Source organism: Lachnospiraceae bacterium (genome assembly GCA_025758065.1).
Lineage (GTDB): Bacteria > Bacillota > Clostridia > Lachnospirales > Lachnospiraceae > Enterocloster.
The window spans coordinates 2,531,725-2,549,887 of record CP107199.1 but is presented as its reverse complement, the minus strand read 5'-3'; the positions used below and the strand labels follow the sequence as shown (position 1 = coordinate 2,549,887).

Here is an 18,163-nt window from a genome sequence, read left to right as displayed (position 1 = left end):
ATAATTTTTCTTTATAGGAGAATCTATGCTTGGTTCAAAAATAGAAACACTTTTAGCTGTAGCTGAATATCAGAATTTCACAAAAGCTGCTGCTTCTCTTTCTCTGACCCAGCCAGCGGTCAGCCACCACATCAGCCAGCTGGAGGAGGAACTTGGCGTTACCCTGTTTGTACGTGGAAAAGGTAGTTTAATGCTGACTCCGGAAGGGGAGATCGTCTTAAAATACGCACGAAGGATCAAAGCCTTATATGGAAAAATGGAAACAGAGATCAACAATTCCCGAAAACAGCTGACCAAGGTCCGCATCGGCATCACACACACCTCCGAAAGTAATCTGATCACGGAAGTGCTGGCCCGCTGCAGCAATGCTGATAATAATTTTTCCATAACGATTATTACTGATACCATAAATAATCTTTATGATATGTTGGATAATTATGAGATTGATCTGGCCATCGTAGACGGCACTCCAACCGGGCATTCCCTCTGTTCCCTGATGCTGGCTACAGATTATCTGGTGTGTGTTATGTCCATCCGTCATCCTTTGGCTAAACGTGCCATGGTCACTTTATCAGAATTAAAGCAGGAGCGGATGATCCTGCGCCTGCCTACCTCTGATACTCGTATACTTTTTGAGTCCACCTTAAAAAGCATCGGTGATTCCATTGACAACTTTAATATTACTTTGGAAGTTGACAACATTGCTACTATCAAGGATCTGGTACGAAAGGGACTGGGTGTATCCATTCTGCCCCAAAGTGCCTGCGCCAGAGAACAGAAGAAGGGAAAAATGGCAGTTTTGCCTATTGAAAATCTAAGCATGATGCGGGAGACCAAAATTGTATATAAAAAAGATTTTATCCATATGGATATCCTTCAGGAGATCACCCGGGTGTATCATGAAACAGCCAGAAGTTATCAGTGACTAAACCTACATTTCACCTGATGGTAACATCCACGTAATAGACTTTTTTACATTTTCATAGGCAATAGACTTTTTACATTTTATAGTTTTACAAATCAATGAAACCTGTCTTTCGGAGTTGAACTGAAGAAATAGTGCTAAGCCATGGACTAAAATCTATGGCTCAGCACTTTTTTAATATCGGTATTACCCATAAAATAAGAGGTTAATGGAAGTCCGGTATGATCGGAAAAAAACTTTATAAAAGAAGAATTCCGTGATAAGTTTATATATTTTCGGTCAGATATTTTTGCAACTCTGAAGTCACGTATGAAATCAAATATCTCTTCGGTACCATACTGGTTTTTTAAGATGTGTATCTGTAAGATCCTGGTCAGCAGTACCGCAAGGTAACAAATGAGGAAATGTCCGGTGATCGTTTCCTGTTTTTGTAAATATACAGGTCTTGCATCAAGCTGGGATTTCATGACACGGAAAGATTCTTCAATGCGCCAGAGATTATGGTAGGCAGCATACACCTTGGACGCAGCCATGTGGATCTCTGAAGTAACGATCATGTTATAACCTGCAAATTTGCGGGCATTCTCAATGGATTTTTCGTTTATTTCAACTTTTACAGCACCCTCTGTTTCTTCTCCCTTTTTATTAGTGGGAATAAAAGAAACATATTTAGAACTATCGCCATATTCGGATCTTTTTGCCTGACTGGCTTTGAGCTTCTTTGCTTTCTCGACCTGCCGGTTTATTTCATATTTCTGTTTTGCGGCAAGTTTTGGATTGAATGTTACGATCCGTTTTTCTGTAAGTTTTACTGTTTTTTTATGTCCAGCGGTATCTGTGTAGGAATAAGAAAAATCATCTACGCATTCCTTGATACGGTACAGTATCTCTCCTCTTTTGTTCTTAACGTCTGCATAGTCATTTTCAAGCAGGACCCATGTTTTTTCCGTCTCAGGAAGAGTTTTTACAGATTTGGAGAAGATGTATCCATCGCCAGCTTTCAATGCGTGTGCGATGTTATTAAAGCAGTTAAGTCCCTTATCCGCGATCTGGATCGTTCTGCCGGATATGTGACTGCGTTTTTTAAGATCATCAATGATGTTGCGTATAACGGGTTTTTCACTTTCATTCCCAGGATACATTTTCATACCGATAGGGATCTGGTTGGCATCCAGGAGCAGGCCCATACCGACGATCGGTTCCCTGCGGTTTTCTTTTGAGGGGCCTTTCAGTCGGAAATCATCTTCTTTATCAATCTCAAAGTAAAAGTTTGTACAATCAAAGTATGTGTGGACCGTATCAAGCGGATATGTCTGATTGATCTGGTGGTTATAGATCTCGATCACCTTTTCGTATTCGGAGCCAATGTACTCCAGACCGGAATACAGCTGGTCCAGTGAAAAATCGTGGTTTTCAAAGAGATTTGGGATAACCTCATCATAAGTTTTTGATTTCGAACAGGGATGGACTGTTCTTGCATAAATTAAAGCAGACATCATATCAAAAATGTTAAATCTGAAATTAGTTGCCGTCTGCATGAGATCAATAAACCGCTTACAGCCGAGAGAGTCATTGATATTTTTTAAAGGAAAATACCCCAGATGTTTTTCGGGAGACACATCGGAGATCTGTTGTTCTTTTTCTGCCTGTTTTTTCTGTTTGCATTTCTGATTAAGTTTCTGGACCTCTTTGGTAAAAACAGCAATCGGATCCTCAATGCCGGTAGCCTGAAGTTCGTGTACATACCCCAGAGGTTTGTAAGAACGATGAGCACCGCATTTTCGAGTAGGATCATAATAACTTTCGTAGATCTGTAAATAAGTACCCTTTTTATTGTTTGTTTTCTTTAAGAAATAAGACATATAAATCACCCTTCTCCATTATAACACTATAGCACTATATATGCAAAGGGTAAAAACAAACTTTGTCAAATATTTTTAGCAACAAAAAAACCAGCAAATATGTCGGTTTATAATAAAAGGGGGATTTTATTACTCCCAAAAGTAATAGTGCTAAATCCTAAAGACGGGATTCTGCCCCAAAGTGCCTGCGCCAGAGAACAGAAGAAGGGAAAAATGGCAGTTTTGCCTATTGAAAATCTAAGCATGATGCGGGAGACCAAAATTGTATATAAAAAAGATTTTATCCATATGGATATCCTTCAGGAGATCACCCGGGTGTATCATGAAACAGCCAGAAGTTATCAGTGACTAAACCTACATTTCACCTGATGGTAACATCCACGTAATAGACTTTTTTACATTTTCATAGGCAATAGACTTTTTACATTTTATAGTTTTACAAATCAATGAAAACGTTGTACAATAGATAGACTGGCTCTTTAAAGCGTTTAAGTGTGTTCAGGTACTTTTACGCTTTTAAAAACCGGAAATGAAAAATGACTGGAGATAAGTTATGATCGTTCATATAATCGAAGCTTTTTACCGTTTTCTGTGGGGTGATCTATTCACTCTTAAATTCGGGGCATTTTCCATGGGAATCCCCCTGCTTGTACTTCTTCTGATCCCAACAGGCATTTACTTTACCTTCCGCACAAATTTCGTATCCGTACGTCTTTTCCCGGATATGGTGCGCTCATTATCAGAAAAGAAAGGAAAGGACAGCAGTTTGTCACCGCTGCAGACCCTTTTTGTATCTACTGCTACCCGGGTTGGTATGGGAAATCTGGTAGGTGTAGTGGCTGCTGTTTCTGCCGGAGGTGCAGGTGCTGTGTTCTGGATGTGGCTGACTGCCATTTTAGGTTCTGCCACTGCTTTTATAGAAGCAACACTGGCCCAGATCCATAAGGAAAAAGATCCTTTATACGGCGGTTATCACGGCGGACCTGCTTACTATATCCACTATTATGCAGAAAAAATGCGTGGACAAAAACTGCGCCATTCTGTAATTGCTGTTTTATTTGCCTTTTCCGGCCTGTTATGCTGGTGCGGTATCAGCCAGGTGATCAGTAACTCCGTTGCTTCTGCCTTTGAAAATGCCTTTTCCATACCACCTATTATCACTACTGTGATACTGGTGATCTTATCTGCTGTGATCGTGCTTCGGAAAAATGCAACTGTAAAGGCACTGGACATCATTGTTCCGGTAATGGCCGCTCTCTATTTTATTATTACTGTTTTTATTATCATAACCCATATTGGACAGCTTCCAGGGGTATTTTCCAGAATTTTTAAAGAAGCTTTTGGTCTTCGTGCTGTAGCCGGCGGTGGTTTTGGCGCTGTGTTGATGAATGGTGTAAAACGCGGACTTTTCTCCAATGAAGCTGGCTCTGGTTCTGCTCCCTGTGCAGCCGCTGCTGCTGATGAAAAGGAACCTGTAAAAATGGGACTGATCCAGGCTTTAGGTGTATTTATTGATACCATTGTGATCTGCAGCTGTACCGCCTTTATCCTGCTCCTGGTTCCGGATGAACTTACATGCGGACTTATGGGAATGGAACTTTTACAGGCTGCCATGAACTACCACCTTGGAAGCTTCGGTGTGGTCTTTGTAGCTGTTATCCTGGCACTGTTCAGTTTTTCAACTTTTCTGGGCATCCTCTTTTATGCCCGGTCCAATGTATCCTATCTTTTCGGAAACCGCTGGCTTTGGCAGACTCTTTATAAAATTTTAGCTCTGGTCATGCTCTTTGTGGGCGGCATCCAGACGTATACTGTAGTATGGGACCTGGGAGATGTAGGCATCGGGCTGATGACCATTTTTAATCTAGCTGTTCTTATCCCGCTTTCCGGTGAAGCATTATCTGCACTGGCAGAATATGAGAAACTGCGTACACACCAATAATGCGTACGCAGCTTTTTATAGAATTCCCCTGTATCTATTTTGAAATTTGGCCGAAACGACCATGATCATCAGATACTTAATACAAATAGATTTTGTCATTCAGACAAAGATGGTCCACAAGATATGGACCTGACTTTTTAACATTATACACAGACTGTATAACGACGGATCCTGATCTTGAACATCAGGATCCTGTTTTTTCTAATAGCTGTTTCAGATATTCCGGATCGTCCAGTGCCCGCTGCAGGTCTGACGAACGGCCAGATGCCAGAAGACTGGCATATAATTTATTCAACCTGGCCATTTCTGCTCGCCCTTCTGCTTGCCCTTCCGCACGTCCTTCTGCACGTCCTTCCTCAAGACCTTTCGCACGCCCTTCTGCAAGGCCTTCTTCTCTGGCTTCTTCACGGATTTCATCTGCATGTTCCTGAACATATTCTTTCATATACTGTTCAAACATCATATAGCGTTCCCCCATCTTCCGGCTTCTTTTGACCCGGCGCATGGAATCCTGAAGCTGTTTTACCAGTGTATCTTCATATTCAGCTTCACTTCCTGCCAGATCTGCCTTCACAAAATCAAGCAATGCTGTCAGTTCTTTTGGTACTTCTCCGCGGTTTTCTCCGTTTGTGTTCAGAAAAATAGTGCAGACTCCATCTCCAAATGCATTCCCGGTTTCTTCACAGTATTTGCGGATGGTATACCGGCACTTTTTTTGACCAAGGGGATCAAAGTCGCAAATGAAAATGACATATGCATCTGCCAGTTCGCTGTAACTTCTTCCTTTTTCCAGCATTTCCATATCCATCTGGCTGTGATAATAGCGGCTGCGCCTTTCCAGGCTGTCTTTTTTTACCAGCTGCATCTCAATATCATAATGCGTCTGATCCTCATCCTTTGCAAATACATCCATGCGGATGCTTTTGTTTTCCGGATTAAAGAAGAAACCATGTTCCCTGCTGATCTCTACTCTTCCTATTTTCATTTCCAGCACGCGCTCAAGGAAACACCTGCAGTTTTCCGCATCCATCATAACAGCTGCGAACATAAAATCGTCGTGAAATACCAATTCTTCCAGTGCTTTTTTACCCATTTTCTTCCTCCGTGATACAGAGGAATCCTATAAGGATAGATTAGCACAAATCCCCCTCAGGTGCAATGTTTTTTTCAGAGTACCTGCTGGAAATGATTTCAGAACACCCACCGAAAAAATCCCAAAGTGTTTCTTCACAGTATTTGAAAATACTATATAAGCAATTTGCTTTTTTCTTCAACTGCTTTTTGACCAAGGCAAAAACCATCCTCCTTACTCCATGCTGATACAATGTGGGCCACCTTCCCATCTCCTCTTTTATTGGAACGCATGGTTTTTCCATCGATACAGATGATCTTCTTCAGCAGTTCCCCATCGTCCTGATTTAAACGATCCTGCTATTTTCCATAGAGCTGCTGCAGGATTTCTGGTGATATCATTCCCATTACGCGTCTTATTGTATCATGAGATGGTATTCCGTTTTTTAACTCTATATATTTGCGAAGATAATCCTGATAATTTTCTGCAAATAATGCCATTTCTACCCAGTCATCTGCATTTGCTAATGTTGCAAACAACACAATAACAAGAATATCCTTTAATGTATGACGAACTTTTCTTTGCTGGCGATCATCTTCAATATATTCCATCCAATCTAATAATTCTTGCATATACTAACACCCCTTTTCTTTTAATTTTAACAAAAAAGGGGGCGTGTTCACAATTTATTTACTCATGCGTTTGTCGTGCTTTCGCCTCACGACAAACACACGAACGATCATCTGACATCAATTCTGCTTTCTGTTATTTTTTAAGCTTCTAAAAGTTCTTCTAGATACTGAATTTGGCGTAAGCTAAGTACAAACCTTTTATTTCTCATCGACAACTTATGTCTTGTTATTTGTGCCGGTTTCAAACATCATGCGTAAAAGTAACATTGTGAGCTTAGATGCTCTATATGCTAGAGGCGACGTGGATACGCCTGTAAGAATAAGGATTGCCTGAAGTCAGGTGGAAACTTAAATATCAAACTTCTTAAACTGGAGTCAAAAGACTCCTCAGAAGCCCCCACTTCAAATTTCATCAGAAATTAAGTGGGGGGTAATTCACGTACATTAATTTCATCAAATCAATTTCATAACTTCATTTTTCTTTGTTGCAATAGTACATAACCCTCAAATAACGCAAGATCTTCTTTTGTTGTAATTTTAATATTTGTCTGATCTCCATACGCCTGATACAATCTATCTCCAAGAGCATACATCAAAGAAGTTGTATGCGGTTCGACCTTTTCAATTAAGCCTTTCTCTTTTGCCCTCTTATACACATTCAGAAGATAATCAAATCTGAACCCATAAGGACATGCGATCTGAATATATTTATCCCTATCAACCCAGGTCTTGCTAGTAGCATTTTCGTCATTACTTCCTAACAACTGATAACATGGCGTAGCTGTAATAGCTGATCCTTTATCTTTCATCACACGGATCACATCATTGACAATTTTATCCGATGTAAATGGTGCTGCTCCATATTGTATCATAACATAATCATCAGGCTTGATTTTGTCCTTTAAATTATTGATACCGCCCATTACAGAATCTTGAAAAGTATCTCCGCCATCTGCAATCCACTTTACTTTGCTCAGACCATATTGTTCGATCATTCCCGTAAGATACTCTTTCCATTTCTTATGGCAAACAACCTCTATAGCGTCTATCTGAGGATTGTTCTGAAAAATTTCAATTGTGTATGCCAAAACTGGTTTTCCAAGTACTTCAACAAACTGCTTCGGACGCCCTGCACCCACACGAGAACCAACTCCACCCGCAAGAATTATTGCTGTGACCATTATTCCTTTTCTCCATAACTTTCCAATGCGAAGTCAATAAATCTCACCAAATTTCTGTAAGATGGCAAGAAGAAAAAACTGTCATCATCGCCAACGCTACCTTTATAAAGCCCCCAACAGAACCAATAAAACGCTGAAATAGGGATAAATGCAATATAATACCGATGTTCATCTTCCGTTAACGTTCTACCAACAAAAGCCTTTAGGTATCTCTCTATCTGCTCATCCGACCAATCATAACGACATAAAATACATCCAATATCATTCGCCGCATAGTTTAAACCAGTGTATTCCCAATCAATCAGGTATATTTCTCCTTTTTCATCATAAAGATAGTTTGGTTCATATGTATCATTGTGGCAGAGAACTAAACCATACCCTAATCTTTTAGCATCGGCCTTTAACAATGGATATAGCCTTTCTACTTTTTCAACAAGATCAGCAAACTCTTTTCGCAGATTTCCTTTTGTTGCAGATGCAATGTCCATCAATTTTTTACCTTCTGCAACATTATCAAAGATTTTTACGCTTTCATCTGGTTCGACCTCATGCAAACGATGCAAATACTTCATTGCAACTGTCAGCTGTTCATTTGATTTTTCAAAGTTACAGTTTTTGGCATTCTGAACATAATGTGAAATCTTCCATCCTGCCATTTCCATATGTATCACGGATTTATCAATACCTATCTTTTTTGCTGCCAACTGTGCAAAAAGTTCTGATTGACGATCAGTCAAATTTCCTGCTGTTCCACCCGGATGACGATAGACATACTTTTCTCCATTGCACTCAAATGCAAACGAAATATTGGTAAGTCCTGCATTAATCACAGATATATCAATAATTGAATTAGGATTGCATTTTAAAGTCTCGCAGATATTTGTAATTATTTCCGAATCAACATTCAAAAGAAACTCCGAATCAAACGTTCGTAGATCGTCGATGCTATCAAATTCCAAAATTGCATTTGGCGAAAACTCTTTTTTATAAAATGTGAGCTGACGCATATGTTTTGCATAAAATTCTTCCCAAAACATTGAAGCGACACCAAAGTCATTTATTTCAGATTCCATAAGTTTCCGAAATATTTGGCTAAACCCCTCATTCATATATGCGTGTCCAACCATGGCTAGTGAGTCTTTTCCACCTATAGTTAAATCGGTGATCGCATCTGCATCTGAACACATAACTCCAAATTCCCGGAATTTCCCAGTCTGATATGATACTGCACGGTATGAACGGTTGTCCGAATTTTCCTCAATAAACGGGTTGGTGACAAAATAATGATCAGCACAACAAATAAATGAATTTGAAAGGTATTGTCTAACCACATAAAGTGAATAGAGATTTCCCTTCTTGCCAAACTCATTATTTACAACTAAATGAACACCATACTTCTGCTCCAAATAGAAAAATTTTTCCTTCATATAGCCAATAACTATATAAATGTCTTCTATTCCTGATTCTTTTAGTTGCTCTATCTGTCTTTCTATGAGAATTTCGCCCTTTACCCGAAACAAGCCTTTGGGTTTTTCATATGTAAACGGAGCAAAACGATCAGATTTTCCTGCTGCTAGTATAATCGCATTTTTCATTTTACCTTCTCCCTATCAACGCTTTTACTTTGAACATTAAAGTTAAAGCTAGATACAGAAGCATGGGAGGTTCTCTTTTCCTTTGGTGGCAATGTCATATAATCATTATAGACATATTTCAAAAAAGCATCATAGTTCTTTGTTCCGTAAAATTTATGTCCCTCAAAATCATACTCCGCTCTATCCAAAAACCAACTCTTTGGCATTCCATATCGTATTTTTGCTGGATGTGCATTTTTCATATAGAGTTTCCCAAATGTCGGAAACAACAAGGTTCTCACTCTGTTTGGTGTACTATTATTGCTTCTGCTCGCCATCTTTTCAACTCTTCCATATATCCACTTGACCGGAATCACCGAGAGAAAGCTATAAATTGCTTTTTTCATGCCTGTCTCATTAACTTTTCCTACACGAGAATACAATATTTTCCTTAAAAAGAAGCACCATAAATCTTGTAGTTCCATTCCGAGCACACTTTTGGGGCAATCATCAAGAGCAAAAATGTCTACACAGACGCCGTTTTTTCCTTTCATGTGTTCCTGTCCTGCTCGGACAAATGAAGTTCCGGTCCTACGCAATTTTCCATATTGCCAAAGATATTCTGGATCATTATAGTGATCTTGAAAGTAGCAAACAGAAGCATCCATTTCATCCGCAACTGCCCTGAATTTCTCATACTCTTCCCGAAGCATTGCAATATCTGAATCGTCATCCCATGGAATATAACCTTTGTGCCTAACAGCACCTAGTAATGTTCCGCAAGTAATGCAATATTTAATACCATGCTTTCTACAAACACGATCGAACTCAATTAGTAAATCTAATTCTAACAACTGCATTGTCCTGAATTCTTCCGGTGATAATTTTCTTGGCTCTGCCATTTTTCAGTTTCCTTTCCAACTTTAATCAAGCCCACAACAGAAAATAAAATCTGCTGTGGGCTCATACACACTATCTATTCTTTTTAAACCAAAGCCTTAGTATTTGTCATTATCTCCGTAAGAAATCATAGATGACGGTTCAGATACATCCACACTTTTCCTGGCCGGCTGTGGTGCTGGATCCGCAGAACCATCCTTTAATGTGAATTTACTTACCAAATCCTTTAAGAGCTGTGCCTGGCTGGAAAGCTCCTCACTGGCTGCAGCACTTTCTTCTGCCGTTGCAGAATTGCTTTGTACAACGCTGGAGATCTGGCTGATGCCCTCATTTACTTGCTTTACAGAAACTGCCTGTGACTCGCTGGCAGAAGAGATCTCCTCAATGGTCTGTGCTACTCCCTGAACGCCTTCGGTCAGCTGCTGCAATGCCTTAGCCGTGTCATTTGCAATCTTTGTACCACGGTCAACTGCGTGAAGAGAACCTTCAATGAGAGCAGAAGTATTCTTTGAAGCTTCTGCTGATTTTCCTGCAAGATTACGAACCTCGTCTGCTACTACTGCAAATCCTTTTCCTGCTGCTCCTGCACGGGCTGCTTCTACGGCTGCGTTCAAAGCAAGAATATTAGTCTGGAATGCAATATCCTCAATCGTCTTGATGATCTTTCCAATCTCACTGGAGCTGTTGCTGATGTCCGTCATGGCAGAAAGCATCTCCTGCATACGCTGTCTGCTTTCTCCTGCCTGTTCTCTTACATTATCAGCCATGTCGCTGGCTGCCTTTGCATTTTCAGCATTTTTTTCAACATTATTGGAAATCTCATTAATGGTAGCTGCCAGTTCTTCCACGGAAGAAGCCTGCTCGGTAGCACCCTGGGATAATGCCTGTGCTCCGGAGGATACCTGATCGGAGCCTGCTGCCACCTGATCAGCTGACTGGGTAACACTCGAAAGCGTACTGCTTAAATTATCTCTCAGAAGAACCATAGAGTTATAGATCGCAACAAAGCTTCCTACATAATCCTTTGACATAGAAGAATAAACATTAAAGTTTCCGCGGCTCATCTCTGTAAGGATATTTGTCTCATCTGCCACTACCGCGTTCAGGAACGCTGCTACAGACCGCAAATCATCGGAAAGCTTTCCAAGCTCATCTTCTGCCTTGTACTCGATATCAATATCCATATTACCGCGTCTCATTTTTTCCATAGCTTCCTGCAACTGTTTTACCGGCTCTACTACGGAACGTATCAGGATCGTTGCCATAATAACGGTAAGGATCAGTGCAACGATAACAATTATGATCCCTACAATAAACAGGATGGTTCTGGTCTTCATGGAAGAATTGTAATCATTACCAACAAGGTCTGTCACCTGATCGCTAAACTGATCCAGAATTCCTTCCAGCTTGGACACTTCCGGGTCAAACTCATTGATAAACGTGAGCCTTGCCTGCTCTTTCGCACGGTCAGAACCAGTGGACAGATACTCTAAGACCTTGTTTGTGACCTCAGAAGTTACCTGAAGCTGTGTATGAAACTGGTTTACCAGTGTCATATCTCCATTATAACGCTCCATGAACCAGCCTGCGTTCTCCGCAAGGCCGTCTCTATACGAATCAACGTTTGAAAGATATGTTTTTGTGGCGGTGGGGTCATCATCAATCATAGCCTGCGTCAGATTCTGGATTGTTGCCAGCATATAGATTTTTACCTTGTCTACACGTACGATCGCTTCGTGGTTATTTTTATAGAACTGGTTATACTGTGTGCTGATGTTGATCATTCCATAAAACAGCGCGCCAACTGTTACAAAAAAACAGATGACTACTGCTCCAAAAGCAATCGTGATTTTTTGCTTCATATTACGGTTCTTCATGTTCCTTCCCTCTCTTTGTTATTTCTTTCGTGGAATATTGTGGAATTTAATCCCTACTTTTATTATTCGGCAAGTAGCGAAAAATCATAAGGGATATTTGGTTTTTCATTTTTCTTTTCTATGGTTCTTTTTTCCTGTTTCTTCCAGTGTTTCTTTCCATCCTGCAGACTCTTTTTTATTATGAGCATCTATAAATGCACAAAAATCTTCAAACGATACTGGCTTCGAGATCAGATAACCCTGAAGGAAATCACAGCCCATATCCGAAAGTTCTTTCGCCTGGAGCTGGTTTTCTATCCCCTCAGCCGTGATCTGAATCCCATATTTGTGAAAAAAATATATGATCTCCGAAATAAGGTCTTTTGAAAAACTTGTTGTATCTATAGTCCATGTAACTGCCTTGTCTATTTTCAACACAGAAAACGGCATCTGCATAAGCCGCAGGAGATTTGACTCTTCTTTTCCAAAATCATCAATAGCTATGTGGCATCCTCTTTTCATCAGTTTTTCTGCCAGCTCAATGACTTGCTGCATATTCTGTATTTGATTACTTTCTGTGATTTCAAAACATATAACAGATATATCTGATGTACATTGATCTAGCATGGCAAAGATTTTCTTTTCTGATTCCACGCTGGAGCATGTGACCGGGGACAGATTTACATTTATTCTTTCAATGTTTCTTTTTTTCAGCTCTGGCAGCTGTTCTAACACTTTATTTAAAACCCACAGATCAAAACAGCTGACATAGCCCATTTCCTCTGCTTTGCGGATCACCTGTTCAATATTCTGATGGTGGCCATCATCATATCGTAAAAGTGCTTCTGCAACATTCAGTTTCTTTTCATTTAAATTGTAGATCGGCTGATAAAAAACCTTAAGATAAGGCAATGCACTTTCAAAATAACTTTGCATAATTTTTCTCTTTTCATCCATTTGCAAGCTTGCTTTTTACATAGTCCTTGATCATTTCTCCGCTGTGTCTATCATCTGGTACTGGCATCTGGATCCGGTCACAGAGAGAAAGCCATTTGTCCAGCGTGAGGACTTCATTTTCCTCCTCTACATAATACAGATCTGTGGGAAGGATATCCTTATAAATTGCTGCTGACGGAGAATTCCATTCCTGATATTCCTGCTCTGTAAAACGGATATCACAGTTTTTTTCTCCTTCTGTAACTTTCCTAAATCTGCTGCCTAATACGGTCTTTTCTTCTTTCCGTTCCTTTCTCCAAACCACTGTTCCATCCAGACAAAACTTTAAATAGGTTCCTGATCCCAGATCATCTGCGATCACTTCATTTTCGGATACTGCATATAGCTGTATTTCGTTGCTGTCAATATATAAAAGCTCTTCTATTTTTCCCTCTTCTCTGGTTTCTTTCAGGATGCATCCTGTTCTGGCATCGAAAAATACCAGAGTATCACCACAAACTGTAACCGAAGTGATTTCCCTTTCCGGATCTGCAAAACTGCACCAGGATACTTTTCCTGTATCCGTGTTCAGGATCAGCCATCGTTTTTTATAAGTCTGCGGACATAAAATGTTTCTGCCTATAGAAACAGCCCCGCCAAATACCCCCGGAATACCACGTACTTTATTCTTGTCCACCATTGTATAGGTCACATGCCCGGAAGTAAGATCGATGCAAAGGATGCTGTTGTACCATGCAGGCATACAATATAGTACATTACCTCTCTGAAAGCCTTTCAGGAATAACGGCTGTTCTATAAAATGCTCTGCATCACGGATCTGTACGGACTCAAACTGATCCTTATCTATATGGTAAATGGCCAGGTTTCTGGCAAAATATGGGACAAGATACAGTCTGTCTTCTACCCGTACAACAGAACGGAACAGGTCTCCCTTAAATGCCAATTCTCCCGGAATCTTTCCTATGCAGGAAAGTCTGTCCATTTGTTTATCATAATGAAACAGCAGGTTTACTTTTCCGTGAACAAACCACACTTCTTTTTCATCTTCCCAAAAAGCTCCCGGCCAGCATGGTATCTTACATTCCTTTTCTCTTACCCGGGAATCCTGATATAAAACCGGTTTTCCTGTTTCCCAGAACAACTGGGCTACAGAGCTGTAATCCCCGTAATAGCAGTCGCAGGAAGCAATGGCAAGATCAAGATCGTATCCGTTGTCCAGGATTCCCCAGCCTTCTTCTTCATAAGAAGCCAGAAGTTCTCTATATTTCTGTAAAAGCTGGGGCCGCATCACCTTCAGTGTCTGTTCATACAGTGGGTGAGGACGCAGCCACAAAGCAAGGTCTTTTCTTGTTTTAAAATAAAGTAAGACTTCTTCTATTTTTTTCATCATATCCGGCTGGTTTAAAAGTGCCTCAATGGAAAGACCGTAAAATACTGTCTTTTTCCTGGATCCGTCAGGACTGTAAAGACATTCCTGCCATTTTTCCGGAAGAGATCCATCTTGTCTTTTCGTATCACGAACACGTTCAATCTTTGGTGATCCAAAGTTTTGTACCTTCTCTTCCCATTGTTCTGCCTGAACTCCTTTAATCCAGGAACACAGGATATTGATAAAAAGCTCCCTCTCCTGCTCTGTTGCCGTAACAATACAGTCTGCATTAACAGGCCCCGATAAAGTCACAAAACCGGCGCTTCTCTCCTGACATTTCACAGACTCCACATTATCTGTGCTTGCTGTGGTATAATAAGGAAGATATACCAGCTGATCTGCATATTTCTTCAATCTGCTGCTATAAAAATCAGGATGGACACTGGTCAATATATTGTTCTGGTCATATGGATTGTGGATAAACACCGCATCCGGTTTTTTATCTTCCAGGCGGAATGTGCGGTAATCTGTGACAGGAACATCTGGTGGATACTGATCTCCCTCGTAGTGTTCTACTGCAAGATTTCCTTCCTGGTCTTTATCAAAATAGGGGATCGGTACAACATAAGCATCACAATCCGGATCCTTATCTGCCGCTTTCCAGACGGTTTCCATAGAATCCCACATAGACACTTTATATGGAAGAAAGACAAAACAGAGACGGTCTGTTTCAATCTCGTTCTCTATATGGTCATATAAGAGTTTCAATTCTTTCTTTATTTTTTTGTACAGCTTCGCCATCTGTTTTTTACTGTGAAGGTTCTGGCTCATCTCATAAAGATCTTCACAATATACTTCCAGAAGGGGGACCAGATCTGCTTTTCCCACATTTTCCAGCTCTGTTCCCAACCAAAGGGCTGTTTCCTGAGATTGCGAAAGCGCATCGATCATCACTTCTTCTGTATTCTGGCCAAATCCCATGTACACTCTTTCATTTGCTCGCATTAAAAGGGCTGCTGTCTGTAAAAGTCTTCTTTTTTCTCTTCTTTTGATGGACATTTTTACGGTTTCCTCCAAAAATGATCAGATATCCCATTTCATAAAATTTTATCGGCGTTTTCTTTTTTTTTATAACTGTTTTATCAATTCACTGTTTCTTTTTTGAATTTCCCTTATCCATTTTCAACCACCGCCGATAAGGTTTAAAGAAATACTATTCTGATTATTATGAAAAAAGGCGGTGTACAATATGAGCAGTGGTATGGACAGCAGTATTCTGGATACATACCTTTATGAAGAAAACAATCTTTTAGACCAGTTAGACGAAATGCTGGTTGCTGATGAGAAAAACGGTGATTTTTCCGCCGATGACGTAAATGAGATCTTCCGTATCATGCATACGATCAAAGGCTCTTCTGCAATGATGGAATTTAATTCGATCTCCACGATCGCCCATCATATTGAAGATGTATTTTTTTATATCCGTGATAAAGGGATAGAAACTCTGGATCCTGAGCATAAGAAAGAGCTTTTCAACCTGATGTTCCGTTCAGAAGATTACTTAAGGAGCGAGATTGAGAAGGTAGAACAGGGCGTACCTCTTTCTACTGATATTGATGCGTTCTCCAATGAGATCAATTCTTTTTTGAAGAAGATCAGTGGTACTGCACCTGCACAGCCGGAAGCTTCACAGGCTGCACCTGCAGCTTCTGGTGCTGCTGCTCCTTCTTCTCTTCCTGATGATAAGGATGCAGCCTGCTTTTTCCATGTTTTTCTGGAAGAAGGCGTGGGAATGGAGAATCTGCGTGCTTACATGATCGTAAACGCAGTAAAGGAATGTGATGTAAACTTCCGTTTTTACCCCAGTGATATGGAAACAGATCAGGATACTTCCCAGACGATTGCAGAAAATGGATTTTTCCTTGCCTTTAACTCCAGGGAAGATGCTTCCAAAGCTGAAGGGATCTTAAAGACACAGAACCATATCCGTTCTTACGAGCTTGTAGATGACCCAAAAGCAGCTCCGGCTCCGACAGTCGAAACAAAAAAAGTTTCCCCTTCCAAATCACCTGCATCAACAGCTTCATCCCCGGATACAGCTGCAAAAAAAGTGGCTCCGCAGCTTACTCATACCCCGGTCAAGCAGAATCTGATCAGTGTCAACCTGATGAAGCTGGACAGCCTGATGGATATTGTTGGTGAGATCGTTATCACAGAATCCATGGTCACATCTTCCCCTGAATTAAACCTGCTGCCAAGGGACAACAGGGATAATTTTATGAAATCAGCACGCCAGCTGCGTAAACTTACCAATGATCTGCAGGATATTGCCATGTCTTTACGCATGGTCCCGATTTCCGGCGTATTCCAGAAAATGAACCGTATTGTGCGTGATATGAAGCAAAGCCTGGGAAAAGACGTCCGTCTGACCATTGTAGGTGAAGATACTGAGGTAGATAAGACGATCGTAGACAATATACAGGATCCTATCATGCATATCGTGCGTAACAGCATGGATCATGGGATTGAAGAAACAGCCCAGGAACGTATTGCTGCCGGTAAGGATCCCCAGGGCGAGATCGTTCTTTCCGCTTCCCATACCAGCAGTGAGGTTGTTATCTCCGTTAAAGATGACGGATATGGCATGGATCCCCATAAGATTCTTGAAAAAGCCCGGTCAAAGAACATGCTGACCAAGCCTGATTCTGAATACAGCCAGAAGGAGATCCTGGGGCTGATCATGCTTCCCGGATTTTCCACCAATACAGCGGTAACTGAATATTCCGGTCGTGGTGTTGGAATGGATGTTGTGAAGAAAAATGTAGAATCCTTAGGCGGTATCGTTTCTGTATCCAGTACCTACGGAGAAGGAACTACTATTTCCATGAAGATCCCGCTGACTCTGGCTATTGTAGATGGAATGAAAGTAACGGTAGGTGATTCTATTTTTACTATACCTATCGCCAATATCCGTCAGTCCTTTAAGGTAAAAGCAGATCAGGTGATCAAAGATGAATATGGCAATGAAATGGTAGAACGTGTTGACCATTTTTATCCTATCGTCCGTCTCCATTCCTTCTATCACCTTCCAACTGAGGTTACCCAGATGGAAGACGGTATCCTTTTATGGGTGGAAGCAAATGACCGTTCTTACTGCCTGTTTGTAGATGATCTGATCGGCGAGCAGCAGGTGGTAGTAAAGCCGCTTCCTGCTTTTCTCAGTGAATTTAACCTGAAAGACCACGGCATCACCGGCTGTACCATTATGGGTGATGGCAATATCAGCATCATTCTGGATATCCTCAGCTTATATTCCATAGCTGTAGAGAATGCGTAAACAGGAGGTTTTAAAATGGCTGAAGTAACAGAAACAAATATCCAGACAGACGTACCGGCTGAAAACCAGTCCGTTGAACGCTGTCTTACCTTTGAGTCGGGAGATATGACTCTGTTTTTAAGTATCAATAACGTAACGGAGATCATCAATGACTGTGCGATCACTCATCTTCCACTGGTACCTGATTATATTAAAGGAATCATCAATCTGCGTGGTCAGATCCTTCCGGTAGTAGATATACGGCTCTATATGGGCAAGCCTGCTTTGGAATATAACAGTAAGACCTGCTTTATCGTTTTAAATGTAGACGATCTTCCTGTATGCATCGTTGTGGATTCTGTGCAGCAGGTGATCGATATTGATCTTCAGGATGTACGTCCGATCCCTATCAAACGCAGACAGAAGCTGTTAGATGGTATGATCACACTTGAAAATGGGACTGTGCTTATGTCTTTTGACTGCAAGTCCCTGGTCAGCTCTTAATGTACTCCCGGAATCTTTTTGTACTTGATTTTGCGAGAAGATTTTTTGTCAGCCGCAAAGGCAGGTGCAGGAA

Annotated in this window: 14 protein-coding genes; 5 read left to right on the top strand and 9 right to left on the bottom strand. The window is 40.8% G+C overall.

Annotated elements, in window-relative coordinates; genetic code table 11:
* Positions 1 to 25: 25 nt before the first annotated feature.
* Positions 26 to 925: a LysR family transcriptional regulator gene (locus OGM16_11795; GenBank protein UYJ45502.1), complete on the top strand. Its 900-nt coding sequence runs from the start codon at positions 26 to 28 to the stop codon at positions 923 to 925.
* Between the two features lie 149 nt (positions 926 to 1,074).
* Here OGM16_11795 and OGM16_11790 read toward each other — a convergent pair whose 3' ends face one another.
* Positions 1,075 to 2,787: an IS1634 family transposase gene (locus tag OGM16_11790; GenBank protein UYJ45501.1), complete on the bottom strand. Its 1,713-nt coding sequence runs from the start codon at positions 2,785 to 2,787 to the stop codon at positions 1,075 to 1,077.
* Positions 2,788 to 3,000: 213 nt separating this feature from the next.
* Here OGM16_11790 and OGM16_11785 point away from each other — a divergent pair, with 213 nt between their 5' ends.
* Both OGM16_11785 and OGM16_11780 read left to right on the top strand, forming a co-directional pair.
* Positions 3,001 to 3,135: a hypothetical protein gene (locus OGM16_11785; GenBank protein ID UYJ45500.1), complete on the top strand. Its 135-nt coding sequence runs from the start codon at positions 3,001 to 3,003 to the stop codon at positions 3,133 to 3,135.
* A gap of 205 nt (positions 3,136 to 3,340) precedes the next feature.
* Positions 3,341 to 4,729, top strand: a complete 1,389-nt coding sequence (locus OGM16_11780; GenBank protein ID UYJ45499.1) for an alanine:cation symporter family protein — start codon at positions 3,341 to 3,343, stop codon at positions 4,727 to 4,729.
* Between the two features lie 184 nt (positions 4,730 to 4,913).
* On the opposite strand, the gene OGM16_11775 is transcribed toward OGM16_11780, so the two are convergent.
* The 8 genes from OGM16_11775 to OGM16_11740 all read right to left on the bottom strand — a co-directional run bounded on the left by OGM16_11775 (position 4,914) and on the right by OGM16_11740 (position 15,329).
* Positions 4,914 to 5,822 carry an Rpn family recombination-promoting nuclease/putative transposase gene (locus tag OGM16_11775; protein UYJ45498.1) on the bottom strand — a complete coding sequence of 303 codons (909 nt, stop codon included), beginning with the start codon at positions 5,820 to 5,822 and terminating at the stop codon, positions 4,914 to 4,916.
* Positions 5,823 to 6,160: 338 nt separating this feature from the next.
* Complete coding sequence (locus OGM16_11770) at positions 6,161 to 6,433, bottom strand: transposase family protein (GenBank protein ID UYJ45497.1); 273 nt, start codon at positions 6,431 to 6,433, stop codon at positions 6,161 to 6,163.
* 464 nt (positions 6,434 to 6,897) lie between these two features.
* A complete protein-coding gene (locus OGM16_11765; protein ID UYJ45496.1) occupies positions 6,898 to 7,614 on the bottom strand; it encodes a 2-C-methyl-D-erythritol 4-phosphate cytidylyltransferase in 717 nt (238 codons plus the stop codon).
* Positions 7,614 to 9,209, bottom strand: coding sequence for an NTP transferase domain-containing protein (locus tag OGM16_11760; GenBank protein UYJ45495.1), 1,596 nt, complete (start codon positions 9,207 to 9,209; stop codon positions 7,614 to 7,616). The genes OGM16_11765 and OGM16_11760 overlap by 1 nt, the downstream gene beginning before the upstream one ends.
* The gene (locus OGM16_11755) at positions 9,206 to 10,090 is read right to left on the bottom strand and encodes a LicD family protein (protein ID UYJ45494.1); all 885 of its coding nucleotides are present in this window, start codon (positions 10,088 to 10,090) and stop codon (positions 9,206 to 9,208) included. The genes OGM16_11760 and OGM16_11755 overlap by 4 nt, the downstream gene beginning before the upstream one ends.
* A 96-nt stretch (positions 10,091 to 10,186) precedes the next feature.
* Positions 10,187 to 11,965 carry a methyl-accepting chemotaxis protein gene (locus OGM16_11750; protein UYJ45493.1) on the bottom strand — a complete coding sequence of 593 codons (1,779 nt, stop codon included), beginning with the start codon at positions 11,963 to 11,965 and terminating at the stop codon, positions 10,187 to 10,189.
* Positions 11,966 to 12,070: 105 nt separating this feature from the next.
* Positions 12,071 to 12,880: an EAL domain-containing protein gene (locus OGM16_11745; protein UYJ45492.1), complete on the bottom strand. Its 810-nt coding sequence runs from the start codon at positions 12,878 to 12,880 to the stop codon at positions 12,071 to 12,073.
* A gap of 13 nt (positions 12,881 to 12,893) precedes the next feature.
* Positions 12,894 to 15,329: a hypothetical protein gene (locus OGM16_11740; GenBank protein ID UYJ45491.1), complete on the bottom strand. Its 2,436-nt coding sequence runs from the start codon at positions 15,327 to 15,329 to the stop codon at positions 12,894 to 12,896.
* A gap of 190 nt (positions 15,330 to 15,519) precedes the next feature.
* Here OGM16_11740 and OGM16_11735 point away from each other — a divergent pair, with 190 nt between their 5' ends.
* Together OGM16_11735 and OGM16_11730 are read left to right on the top strand one after the other, a co-directional pair.
* On the top strand, positions 15,520 to 17,607 hold the full coding sequence (locus OGM16_11735; GenBank protein ID UYJ45490.1) for a chemotaxis protein CheA: 2,088 nt from the start codon (positions 15,520 to 15,522) through the stop codon (positions 17,605 to 17,607).
* Positions 17,608 to 17,622: 15 nt separating this feature from the next.
* Positions 17,623 to 18,090: a chemotaxis protein CheW gene (locus OGM16_11730; protein ID UYJ45489.1), complete on the top strand. Its 468-nt coding sequence runs from the start codon at positions 17,623 to 17,625 to the stop codon at positions 18,088 to 18,090.
* Positions 18,091 to 18,163 lie beyond the last annotated feature (73 nt).